Below are 11324 nucleotides of genomic sequence, written 5' to 3' on the forward strand. Positions count from 1 at the left end.
ATCGAGTCGAGGATCGAGCGCATCAGCGCGGTGCCGATCGTCGCGCCCTGGCTGATGCGGTCGCCGAGCAGCGACGCCATCGGGGCGAGCAGCTTCGGCTGCTCGCGCAGCGCGAGCCCCGGCTCCGACATGCGGAACTCGTTGACCCAGCGGACTTCGGGGAACAGCCGGACCACCTGCCGGAAACTCAACAGGATGCCGATCACCAGAACCGCGAAGATCAGGGAGTTCAGTCCCGGATTGGCGAGGAAGGCGCTCTTGATCTGCTGGTTCAGGATCAGCGCCACGAATCCCGTGAGCGCGAGGAAGATCACCATCCGGAGCAGGAACACCCGGGGCGACGACAGCTTGTAGGGGTCGAGCTCGGTGAAGGACATCGTGCGTCCGGCGGCGGATCTTCAGGATACGCCGACCATAGATCACGGTTTCACTTCGGCCAAAAGGGCGGGCGGGCGACGACGGGGAGGAAGAGGCCTAAGCTTTCACAAGCTTCAGCAACTGGCCATGGATCGCCTCGTTGCCGGCGACGATCGTGCCGGTCGACAGCATGTTGTCGTGGCCCGCCGCATCCGAGACGAAGCCGCCGGCCTCGCGCACGAGAAGAACGCCGGCGGCGATGTCCCAGGCGCTCAGATTGCGCTCCCAGAAGCCGTCGAAGCGGCCCGACGCCGTCATCGCGAGGTCGAGCGCCGCCGAGCCGAAGCGGCGGACGCCCGAAACCTTCGCCTGCACCACGGCGAGCTCCTCGCGGAAGCGGTCATGGCTCGCCTTGCCAAGATGCGGAATCCCGGTCGCGATCACGCTGTCGGAGAGCTCGCGCCGCGCCGCGACGCGAAGGCGGCGGTCGTTCATGAAGGCGCCGCCGCCGCGCTCGGCCGTATAGAGCTCGTCGGTGACGGGATTGAAGACGACGCCCGCGACGATGACGCCGGAGCGCTCCAGCGCGACCGATATCGCGAAAACCGGTATGCCGTGCAGGAAGTTCGTGGTGCCGTCGAGCGGGTCGACGATCCAGCGATGGTCGGGATCGGTCCCCGCGACGGTTCCTCTTTCCTCCATCAGGAAGCTGTAGCCCGGCCTTGCGCGTGAAAGCTCGGCGTGGAGCAGTTCCTCAGCGCGCTTGTCGGCGGCGGAAACGAAGTCGCCCGGGCCCTTCATCGAGACCTGAAGCTGCTCGACCTCGCCGAAGTCGCGGCGGAGCGCCCTGCCGGCCTTCGTGACGGCCTGGACCATGACCTGCATGACGGGGGAACGGGGCATCGGCGGCTTTCGGTGCGGGGGATCATAGGGCTGGCGGCTGGCCGCCCCCTCTCCCGCTTGCGGGAAAGGGCAGGGGTGAGGGTCCGTCTTAGAGGGCGTCACGCGCTGACGCCCTCATCCTTACCTTCTCCCGCAAGCGGGAGAAGAGAGCTTCGGCGTCGCGCCCGACGCCGTCAGTACGGCACGCCTTCGGCGCGCTTGGCCTTGAGGGCCTCTGCGTACCACTCGAGCTCGCGCGCGAACTTGTCGAAGCGCTGCGCGAAGCGCTCGTCGGCCGGCGCGCCGTTCTCTCCGAAGGCCTGGCCGACCTTCGGCACGGCGAAGATCGTCGGGATCGGAGGCATGCCGAGCTCGCCCAGCGTCATCCGGAGCTGCATCGCGGCCCTGACCCCGCCGAAGCCCCCGGCCGAATAGCTGACGATGGCCGAGGGGCGCCAGAAATACTCCTCCAGGAAGTGGTCGAGCAGATTCTTCAGCGCCGGCGGTATGCCGTGATTGTACTCGCCGGAGACGATCACGAAGCCGTCCGCGGCCTTGTAGATCGCCGCGAGTTCCTCGAGCACGGGCGGGGCGTCGCCCTTGTACTCCTTGTACATCCTGTCAAGCAGCGGCAGCCGCCGCTCCAGCGGGTCGATCAGCGGCGCGTCATGGCCCCGGCCGCGCAGCGTCTCGGCGACATGATTGGCGAGCACAATCCCTTGCCGTTCGGTGCGCACGGAGCCGTAGAGGACGGGGAAGGTCAGGGGCATGGGCGCTCCTTCTTCCCTTCTCCCCTTGCGGGAGAAGGTGACCGGCGCGAAGCGCCGGTCGGATGAGGGGTGACGGCGCCTGGTCCGGACGGGGCGCCGCCCACACCCCTCACCCTAACCCTCTCCCACAAGGGGAGAGGGGACCCGCGCCTCATTCGGCTGACGATCCCAGCGCTCGCTCCGCTCGGCCGGGATGACGTGCGTGTCGAGGCTCAATCCGCGCGGCGGAGATAGGTCACTTCGTTGGTGTCGACCACGATGCGCTCGCCCGACGAGACGAAGGGCGGCACCATCACTCGCAGGCCGTTCTCGAGCTTGGCGGGCTTGTAGGAGGAGGCGGCGGTCTGGCCCTTCACCACGGGGTCGGCCTCGACGATCTCGAGCGTCACCTGGTCCGGCAGCTTCACGCCGATCGGGCGCTCCTCATGCATCTCGACCGTGACCGTCATGCCGTCCTGCAGGAAGGCCGCGCGCTCGCCGATGAAGTCGCTCGCCAGCGTGATCTGGTCGTAGGTGTCGGTGTCCATGAACACCAAGTCTGTCCCTTCAGCGTAGAGGAACTGGAAGTCCTTCTGCTCGAGTCGCACGCGCTCGACCGTCTCGTCGGCGCGGAAGCGCTCGTTGAGCTTGCGGCCGTCGATCAGGTTCTTGAGCTCGACCTGGTTGAAGGCGCCGCCCTTGCCGGGCTTCACCGCGTTGGTCTTGACCGCGGCCCAAAGCCCGTCCTGGTGCTGGATCACCATGCCGGGCGTGATCTGGTTGCCGTTGATCTTCATCGCTTGGGGTTCTTCCGGAAACGGTCTTCAAGGGCGCGTAGGGTCGGGCGCTCGTTTGCCCGCGCGGGCGCGCGACGTCAAGGTTTCGGCGGAGCGGCGGCCGCCTGGGCCTGCCGGCCCACCGGGCCGAAAGCTTCGCTCCAGCGCTTGATCATCGCGTCGGCGGCCGCGCGGTCCTCCGGCTTCATGGTCTCGGCGAAGCCTTCGAGCCACGCGTCCTGCAGGCCCTGCGCCTGCGACAGGCGGTGCCAGGCCGCCGCCTTCACCGGGTCGCGGTCGACGCCCCGGCCATAGGCGTAGAGCCGCGCGAGGCGGTTCTGCGCGATCGCGTTGCCGCGGTCAGCGGCGCGCCGGAACAGCCGCGCGGCCTCGGCCTCGTTCTTGACGACGCCGTTCCCATTGAAGGTTGCGATCGCATATTCGACGAGCGCCGAGACGTCGTCCTGCTCGGCCGCGCGCCGCATCCACTCGGCCGAGCCGGAGGGGTCGCGCTCGACGCCGCGGCCCTCCTTCAGCAGCACCGCATAGGCGTATTGGGCGGCGGCCTCGCCGAGCTCCGCGGCGCGCTTCAGCAGCTTCGCGGCGTCGGCGTCGCTCTTGGCGCCGCCGCGCTTCTCAAGCTGCAGCACGCCGAGATTGTAGAGCGCCTGCGCGTCGTTGAGATCGCCCGCCTTGGCGAGCAGGGCAGCGGCGCCGTTCTCGTCCTTCGCCGTGCCCGCGCCCTCGAGCTTGGCGAGGGCGAGCGCCGTCATCGCCTTAGGGTCGCCGGCTTTCGCCGCGCGCTCATACCAGCGCGTCGCTTCGGCGGGCTTGCGCGCGACTCCATAGCCATGGGCGTAGAGCTCGCCGATGAGCGTCATCGCCGCGGCGCTCGGGGGCGTCGCATCGGCGCGCCTTGTGGCTTCGGCGAAAGCCTTGCGGTAGAGGCCGCGCTGGAAGGCGCCGAAGGCGACGTCGGCGTTTGGATCGGCAGGAGGGCCGTCCTCGTCGGCCGCCGGCGCTGGTTCGGCGCGCTGCTCCAAACTCCGCGCGGGCGCCTGGGGCGCCATCATGTCGCGAAAGCTCGGGATCGGCAGATAGGGCTGGGCGCCGCCCGGACCCGGCTGCCGAGGCTGCGGCTCCGCCGCGACCGCGGCGCCCGCCGTCGCGAGGGCGATCGCGACGGCCACGACGCCTCGCATCACGGCGCCGGAGCCTTGGCGAGCGCGATCATCGAGCCCGCCATGGCGGTCGCGGAGGCCGGACCCTCGGCATGGCGCCACACGGCCTCGCCGAGAGCCGCGAACTCGACGCGCTCTCCGGCCAGGGCCGACACGTCGTCGAGCGTCTGCGCGACTCCGACGCAGGGCGTCTGGAAGATCGGCACCCACCAGGCGACGCGCTCCAGCGTCTCGGCGAAGGGCCTGCCGCCGAAATCGTCGCCGAACAGCACGTAGTCGGCGCCGGCCTCGCCGACCGCCATGGCCTCGTCGCGGGAGACCAGCGGTCCGCAACCCACGATCTTCTCCGGCCGGAACCGCTCAATCGCCTCGATGGCGCTCGCGGCGTCGTCGGCGTGGAATCCGTCGGCGCCGGACTTGCCGACGAGGTCCTCCACGCCGTCGCCGGCGAGCAGCGCTGCCGCGCCTTCCGCCTGCGCGGCCTCCACCAGCGTCTTGGCGCGGGAAAGCCGCGTGCGGTCGTCGGCGGGCGCGAGCCGGATCACGACCGCCGCCACGTCGCCGGCCGCGACGGCGGCCTCGAGCGCCGCCTCGAAGGCGTCGATCTCGTCGAGAGCCGGCGTGATCAGCATCAGGCGTGTGATGGGCGCGTCGGGCATCGTGCGCGATGGGCTGCCTGGAGGATGATTAGCGCCTTCTCCCGCCGCCAAGTGGCGAAAGCGGGGCGGCGCCTTTGCGACGACGTCTTGGCGTTCGCCTCCTCCACCATGCTTCGCATGGTCCCCCTCCTCCGCAAGCGGAGGAGGATCCGAGGCGGCGCCGTCTGCTCCTCACCCGCGCCAGCGGGGGAGGGGGACCGCGAAGCGGTGGAGGGGGCCGTCGCGACGCTCCGAGAGGGTCCTAAGGGCCCGTCGGCTTCGTGGATCACGCCGCCTTGGCGTAGATCTCGATGATGTCGTCGAGCAGCTTGATCGCCTCGTCGCGTGGGCGCTGGAAGGCGTTGCGGCCCATGATCGAACCAAAGGCGCCGCCGGCCGCGATCTGCTTGATCTCGTCCAGCACGGCGTTGGCGTCGCTCTTCGCCTCGCCGCCCGAGAAGATCACGATGCGGCGGCCATTGAAGCAGCTCTTCACAACGTCGCGGATGCGGTCCGTCAGCGTGCCGAGCTCGATCTTGCCCTTCTCATAGGCCTTCTTGGCGGCGTCGAGCGAGATGTGGTCGGTCGGCGGCTTGACCTTGATAATGTGGGCGCCGAGCAGCGCCGCCATGTGCGCCGCATAGGCGATGACGTCGGCCGCGGTCTCGCCCTTCTTGTCGAGCGTGCCGCCGCGCGCATAGGACCACACGACGACCGCGAGGCCGACCGACTTCGCCTCATTGGCGAGCTCGCGGAGCTCCTCCATCTGCGCGTAGGCGCGGTCGGAGCCCGGATAGATCGTGAAGCCGATCGCCGAGCAGCCCAGGCGGACAGCGTCCGACACGGATGCAGTGACGGCCTGGTCGGCGTCCTCGTTAAGGCGCGACAGCGAGTTGGCGCTGTTCATCTTGAGGATGGTCGGGATCTGGCCCGCGAAGGTGTCGGCGCCGGCCTCCAGCATGCCGAGCGGGGCGGCGTAGGCGTTGAGCCCGGCGTCGATCGCGAGCTGGAAGTGGTAGTGCGGGTCGTAGGCCGGCGCGTTGACCGAGAAGGAGCGCGCCGGGCCGTGCTCGAAGCCCTGGTCGACGGGCAGGATGACGAGCTTGCCGGTGCCGGCGAGCTTGCCCGTCATCAGCAGGCGGACGAGGTTGCCTTTCGTCCCCGGGTTGTCGCTTTCGTACCAGGACAGGATCTCGCGCACGCGCGGCGTGATGGCGAGGCGGCGGCCTGAGGTGATCGGGGTCGAGACGTTCATCGTCCTCTCGGGGTTCGGTTGGGCTCGCGGCCTTTATAGAGCGCGACCGCTATCTTGTCGCGGTCAGCGCGGCGACGCCCGGCAGCTCCTTGCCCTCGAGCCATTCGAGAAACGCGCCGCCCGCCGTCGAGACATACGAAAATTTGTCCGCGACGCCGGCGTGGTTGAGCGCCGCGACGGTGTCGCCGCCGCCCGCGACCGACAGCAGCCTGCCGGCCTGCGTCAGTTCCGCCGCCTTCCTCGCCGCGGCGACCGTCCCCTCGTCGAAGGGCTCGATCTCGAAGGCGCCGAACGGTCCGTTCCAGACCAGCGTCTTCGCCTTTTCGAGCACGGCCGCGACCTCGTCGATCGCCTTGGGGCCGATATCGAGAATCATCTCGTCCGGGCCGACATCCGAGACGGGCGCCACGCGGTTCTGGGCCCCGGCCTTGAACTCCTTGGCGAGCCGCCCATCCGCCGGCAGCACGATCGCGCAGCCGGCCTCCTTGGCCTTGGCGACGATCTCGCGCGCCGTCTCGAGCAGGTCGCGCTCGCAGAGCGACTTGCCGACGTCGAGGCCTTGAGCGGCCAGGAAGGTGTTGGCCATGCCGCCGCCGATCACCAGATGGTCGACCCGCTTCACGAGGTTCCCGAGCAAATCGAGCTTGGTCGAGACCTTGGCGCCGCCGACCACCGCGACGACCGGCCGCTCCGGGTCCGACAGCGCCTTCTGAAGCGCCTCGAGCTCGGCCTGCATGGCGCGGCCCGCAAAGGCCGGCAGCAGCCGCGCGACGCCCTCGGTCGAGGCGTGGGCGCGATGGGCGGCCGAGAAGGCGTCGTTGACATAGAGGTCGCCAAGCGCGGCGAGCGCCTTGGCGAAGTCCGGGTCGTTCTTCTCCTCGCCGGCGTGGAAGCGGGTGTTCTCGAGCAGCAACACGTCGCCGGGCGCGAGCTTGCGGACTGCAGACTCGGCGGCCTCGCCCACGCAGTCGTCGGCGAAGCGGACGTCCTGCATCAGCGTTTTCTCGAGCGCCGGGACCACGACCTTGAGAGACTGGCTGTCGTCGCGCTTGCCCTTCGGCCGGCCGAAATGCGCGAGCAGGATCGTCTTCGCGCCCTTCTGGGCGAGCTCGGTGACGGTGGGCGCGATCGCCTTCAGGCGGGTGTCGTCCGTGACCCGCGCGCCGTCCATCGGCACGTTGAGGTCGACGCGCACCAGCACGCGCTTGCCGGCGACGTCGACGTCGTCGAGGGTCTTGAAGGCGGTCATGGCGTCTCCCCCGGCGCGGCCGCTTAGGCCGCTTGCTGTTCTTGCCGCGACCTGCGAACGGCCTCCGCGCCCATGTCCCGGCCTTCAGCCGGGGCCCATATCCGCCGGGCGGCGAATATGGATCGCGCGATCGCCGCTCCGGCAGTCAGCCGCAGTGGTGATGGATCCCGGCTCGGGGCCGGGACGCGGACGTCGGCGCTCAGTCCAGCAGCTTCGACATCGCGACGGCCGTGTCCGACATGCGGGACGAGAAGCCCCACTCATTGTCGTACCAGCTCAGCACGCGGACGAAAGTGCCTTCCAGCACCTTGGTCTGGTCGAGCGCGAAGCTCGACGAATGCGGGTTGTGGTTGAAGTCGCTGGAGACCAGCGGGGCGTCGACGACGTCGAGGATGCCCTTCATCGGACCCGCGGCCGCGGCCTTGATCGCGTCGTTGATCTCCTGGACGGAGGTCTGCCGGCTCGCCACGAACTTCAGGTCGACCACCGAGACGTTCGGCGTCGGCACGCGGATCGCGACGCCGTCCAGCTTGCCCTTGAGCTCCGGCAGCACCAGGCCGACGGCCTTGGCCGCGCCGGTCGAGGTCGGGATCATGGAAAGGGCCGCCGCGCGGGCGCGGTAGAGGTCCTTGTGCATGGTGTCGAGCGTCGGCTGGTCGCCCGTGTAGGAGTGGATCGTCGTCATGAAGCCGTGCTCGATGCCGACGGCGTCGTTCAGCACTTTGGCGACCGGAGCGAGGCAGTTGGTGGTGCAGGACGCGTTCGAGACGATGATGTGGTCCTTGCTCAGCTTGTCGGCGTTGACGCCGAACACGACGGTCATGTCGACGCCGTCGCCGGGGGCCGAGATGATGACGCGCTTGGCGCCCGCCTGGAGATGGGCCGAGGCCTTCTCCTTCGAGGTGAACAGGCCGGTGCATTCGAGCGCGATGTCGACGCCGAGCTCCTTGTGGGGCAGCTCGGCCGGGTTCCTGATCGCGGTCGCCTTGAGGTCGCCGTGGCCCGCGACCGAGATGACGTCGCCATTGACCGTCACCTCGGCCGGAAACCGGCCGTGCACCGAGTCGTAGCGCAGCAGATGGGCGTTGGTCTCGACCGGGCCGAGGTCGTTGATCGCCACCACCTGGATGTCCTTGCGTCCGGACTCCACGATCGCCCGAAGCACCAGCCGGCCGATGCGTCCGAAGCCGTTGATCGCGACCTTCACCGTCATTTTCTTGGTTTCCTCGCCTGTCGCCGCGCCCTTGCGCGGACCCTTCCGTCACATTCCCGTCGATCCGCCGCCCAATTCATAAGCAGCGGCCGCGCATATATGGAGGCGCGCCGTCCCAAATGCGCATGAAATCTGGTGCTGGAGGCCATTTACGCCGCTGTTGAGCGCATCTCCCTGGCGAGCGCCGCGACCGCGTCGGCCGTGACGCCGAACTTCTCGTAGACCGCCTTGTAGGGGCCGCTCTCGCCGAAGCTCGACATGCCGACGAAGCCGCCGTCGGAACCGACGATGGCGTCCCAGCCCTGCCGGATCGCGGCCTCGACCGCGATCTTGACCGGCGCTGTGCCGATCACTTCCGCGCGATAGGCGCCGGGCTGGTCGAAGAACAGCTCGAAGCAGGGGACCGACACCACCCGGGTCTTCACGCCGGCGGCGTCGAGCGCCTTCTTGGCCTCGAGCGCGAGGCTCACTTCCGAACCCGAGGCGAACAGGCTGACCTCGGCCGGACCGTCGGCCGCCGCGATCTCGTAGGCGCCCTTCGCGGTCAGGTTCTGGCTCGCGTCGGTCCGCGCCTGCGGCAGGTTCTGCCGGGTGAGCGCGAACACGCTCGGCCGCTGCTTGGAGGCGGCGGCGATTTCCCAGGCCTCGGTGGTCTCGATCGCGTCGCAGGGACGGAAGACGTTGAGGTTCGGGATCGCGCGGAGCGCCGCGAGATGCTCGACCGGCTGATGGGTCGGGCCGTCCTCGCCGACGCCGATCGAATCGTGGGTGAAGACGTGCACGATGCGGATCTTCATGAGCGCCGCGAGTCGGAGCGCCGGGCGGCAATAGTCCGAGAACACCAGGAAGGTCGACCCGACGGGGAAGATCCCGCCATGGATCGCCAGGCCATTCACGGCCCCAGCCATTCCGTGCTCGCGCACGCCCCAATGCATGAAGTCGCCGCCAAAGTCGGTCGGCGTGATCACCTTCATGTTCTTGGTGAGCGTGTTGTTGGACGGCGTGAGGTCGGCCGAGCCTGAGACGAGTTCGGGAAGCGTTGCCTTCACGACCGTCAGCGCCGCCTCGCCGGCCTTGCGGGTCGCGATCTCCTTCGGCTCGGCCAGCAGCTTCGCCTTGTGCTCGGCCATCGCCGTTGCGAACTCGTCGGGCAGGTCGGCGTGCAGTCGGCGCTCGAGGTCGGAGCGGACCGCGTCGTCCAGAGCGTCGAACCGCTTCTCCCACTCCTTGCGCGCCGCCTGGCCGCGCTTGCCGGCCTCGAGCCAGAGCTTGCGCAGATCGTCCGGAATCTCGAAGGGCGGGTAGTCCCAGCCGAGCGCCTTGCGCGCGCCCTCGATCTCCTCGGCGCCGAGCGGCGAGCCGTGGGCCTTCTCGGTGCCGGCCTTCTTGGGCGCACCGAAGCCGATCGTCGTCTTGCAGGCGATCAGCGTCGGCTTGTCCGAGCCCTCGGTCGCCTTGATGGCGGCCTCGACCGCGTCCGCGTCGTGGCCGTCGACCCGGACCGCGTTCCAGCCGCAGGCCTTGAAGCGGGCGACCTGGTCGACGGAGTCCGACAGCGAGGTGTCGCCGTCGATCGAGATCGAGTTGTCGTCATAGAGGAACACGAGCTTCGACAGACGGTAGTGACCCGCGATCGCGATCGCCTCCTGGCTGACGCCTTCCATGAGGTCGCCGTCGGAGCAGAGCGCGAAGGTGCGGTGGTCGAACACGGTCGGGTATTGCGCGGCGAGAATCCGCTCGGCGAGCGCCATGCCGACGGCGTTCGAGATGCCGGCGCCGAGCGGCCCGGTGGTGGTCTCGACGCTCTCGGTGTGACCGCGCTCGGGATGGCCCGGCGTGCGCGAGCCGACCTGACGGAAGTTCTTGAGCTCCTCGATCGTCATCTCCTTCGAGCCGGTGAGGTGAAGGAGCGAATAGAGCAGCATCGAGCCGTGGCCGGCTGAGAGAATGAAGCGGTCGCGGTCGATCCAGTAGGGGTCGGTGGCGTCGTATTTCAGGATCTTCGTGAACAGCACCGTCGCGACGTCGGCCATGCCCATCGGCATGCCGGGATGGCCGGAATTGGCCTTTTCGACCGCATCCATGGCGAGCGCGCGGATCGCGTTCGCCATCCGGCGGGTCGTCTGGGCGTCGGTCATGGGAGGGCTGTCCAATCGAGAGGCGTGGCAGGCGCGGCGGTTTCGCGGGCGAACGGCGCACGCGGTCGATCACGGCCGGACACGGCCGTCGTCGCGGCGGCGACGTTTAAGGAGGCGTCGGACCAAGTCAATACGCGCATCGGGACCTTGTCCCGCGCGAATGCCCAGTGGACGGGCGCTCTGGGCGATTGACGGCTTTTCGAGGAGGCTCGTAAAGTCCATCCGCAAGATGTTGCGAGGGCGGCGCTTTCCGTCCGTTGCGGAAGCTCGGGGCCGAGGTGGGCGATCTCGATGCGGCGCTGAGGCGCCTGAATGGCGCGCTCGAGGCGGCGGAAGCCGCCGTCGGCCGGGCGATCGACGCCGCCGATGCGGCCCGCGCCCGTGAGGAGGAGCTGACCGCCTTCGCGGACGACCGCCAGCGCCTCGCCGAGCTGCTCGACGTCTCCGCGGCCCAGGCCGAGACCTCCGAGGCGAGCCGCGCCGAGGTCGCCCGCCGGCTCGACGTCGCGATAGCCCAGGTCCGGGGCGTGCTCGAAGAGGCGGCGGACTGACGATGGCGCAGGTGACGGTCCAGATCGGCGGACGCGACTACAAGATGGCCTGCGGCGAGGGCGAGGAGGAGCACCTGCTCGCGCTCGGCCGCATGGTCGACGAGCGCCACGGGCAGCTCAAGGGCCAATTCGGCGAGGTCGGGGACATCCGGCTCTCGGTGATGACGGCCATCATGATGGCCGACGAACTGAACGAGGCGAAGCGCAGGAACGACGCGCTCGCGGCCGAGATCTCGGCGCTCCAGGCCGCGGGCGACGACGCCGTCAAGCAGTACGACGCCCGCCACGCCGACGTCGCCGACCAGCTTGCCGCCGCCGCCGAACGGCTCCAGCGC

Annotated in this window: 11 protein-coding genes and 1 pseudogene; 2 read left to right on the top strand and 10 right to left on the bottom strand. The window is 69.2% G+C overall.

The window, feature by feature from the left end; all coding sequences use genetic code 11:
- The 10 genes and pseudogenes from EK403_RS23100 to tkt all read right to left on the bottom strand — a co-directional run.
- A pseudogene (locus EK403_RS23100) lies at positions 1-377 on the bottom strand (flagellar motor protein MotA); the annotation flags it as partial.
- A 97-nt stretch (positions 378-474) separates the two neighbouring features.
- Positions 475-1260, bottom strand: a complete 786-nt coding sequence (locus tag EK403_RS09715; protein ID WP_128777298.1) for an inositol monophosphatase family protein — start codon at positions 1258-1260, stop codon at positions 475-477.
- Positions 1261-1433: 173 nt separating this feature from the next.
- Positions 1434-2009 (bottom strand): NADPH-dependent FMN reductase, encoded by a 576-nt coding sequence (locus tag EK403_RS09720; protein WP_128777299.1) that lies wholly within the window; start codon positions 2007-2009, stop codon positions 1434-1436.
- A 212-nt stretch (positions 2010-2221) separates the two neighbouring features.
- Entirely contained in the window at positions 2222-2785 is a 564-nt protein-coding gene (gene efp / locus EK403_RS09725) for an elongation factor P (RefSeq protein WP_128777300.1), read from the bottom strand.
- Positions 2786-2862: 77 nt separating this feature from the next.
- On the bottom strand, positions 2863-3954 hold the full coding sequence (locus EK403_RS09730) for a tetratricopeptide repeat protein (RefSeq protein ID WP_245479615.1): 1092 nt from the start codon (positions 3952-3954) through the stop codon (positions 2863-2865).
- An 11-nt stretch (positions 3955-3965) separates the two neighbouring features.
- Complete coding sequence (locus EK403_RS09735; RefSeq protein ID WP_128777302.1) at positions 3966-4604, bottom strand: thiamine phosphate synthase; 639 nt, start codon at positions 4602-4604, stop codon at positions 3966-3968.
- A 265-nt stretch (positions 4605-4869) separates the two neighbouring features.
- Positions 4870-5838, bottom strand: a complete 969-nt coding sequence (locus EK403_RS09740; RefSeq protein WP_128777303.1) for a class I fructose-bisphosphate aldolase — start codon at positions 5836-5838, stop codon at positions 4870-4872.
- 49 nt (positions 5839-5887) lie between these two features.
- Positions 5888-7087, bottom strand: a complete 1200-nt coding sequence (locus tag EK403_RS09745) for a phosphoglycerate kinase (protein WP_128777304.1) — start codon at positions 7085-7087, stop codon at positions 5888-5890.
- Positions 7088-7286: 199 nt separating this feature from the next.
- Positions 7287-8300 carry a type I glyceraldehyde-3-phosphate dehydrogenase gene (gene gap, locus EK403_RS09750; RefSeq protein WP_128777305.1) on the bottom strand — a complete coding sequence of 338 codons (1014 nt, stop codon included), beginning with the start codon at positions 8298-8300 and terminating at the stop codon, positions 7287-7289.
- Positions 8301-8449: 149 nt separating this feature from the next.
- Entirely contained in the window at positions 8450-10438 is a 1989-nt protein-coding gene (tkt, locus tag EK403_RS09755) for a transketolase (RefSeq protein ID WP_128777306.1), read from the bottom strand.
- Between the two features lie 278 nt (positions 10439-10716).
- On the opposite strand from tkt, the gene EK403_RS09760 reads away from it, so the two are divergent.
- Positions 10717-10989: a DUF4164 family protein gene (locus tag EK403_RS09760; protein WP_128777307.1), complete on the top strand. Its 273-nt coding sequence runs from the start codon at positions 10717-10719 to the stop codon at positions 10987-10989.
- A 2-nt stretch (positions 10990-10991) separates the two neighbouring features.
- The coding region (locus EK403_RS09765; protein ID WP_245479616.1) for a cell division protein ZapA at positions 10992-11324 on the top strand (333 nt) is incomplete at its 3' end.

Origin of the sequence: Hansschlegelia zhihuaiae, from assembly GCF_004103825.1 — a bacterium.
GTDB lineage: Bacteria > Pseudomonadota > Alphaproteobacteria > Rhizobiales > Methylopilaceae > Methylopila > Methylopila zhihuaiae.

Coding starts and splice junctions, on each gene's coding strand:
- tkt (WP_128777306.1), bottom strand. CDS start 10,438: ATGACCGACGCCCAGACGACCCGCCGGATGGCGAACGCGATCCGCGCG.
- EK403_RS09735 (WP_128777302.1), bottom strand. CDS start 4,604: ATGCCCGACGCGCCCATCACACGCCTGATGCTGATCACGCCGGCTCTC.
- EK403_RS09715 (WP_128777298.1), bottom strand. CDS start 1,260: ATGCCCCGTTCCCCCGTCATGCAGGTCATGGTCCAGGCCGTCACGAAG.
- gap (WP_128777305.1), bottom strand. CDS start 8,300: ATGACGGTGAAGGTCGCGATCAACGGCTTCGGACGCATCGGCCGGCTG.
- EK403_RS09720 (WP_128777299.1), bottom strand. CDS start 2,009: ATGCCCCTGACCTTCCCCGTCCTCTACGGCTCCGTGCGCACCGAACGG.
- EK403_RS09745 (WP_128777304.1), bottom strand. CDS start 7,087: ATGACCGCCTTCAAGACCCTCGACGACGTCGACGTCGCCGGCAAGCGC.
- EK403_RS09740 (WP_128777303.1), bottom strand. CDS start 5,838: ATGAACGTCTCGACCCCGATCACCTCAGGCCGCCGCCTCGCCATCACG.
- efp (WP_128777300.1), bottom strand. CDS start 2,785: ATGAAGATCAACGGCAACCAGATCACGCCCGGCATGGTGATCCAGCAC.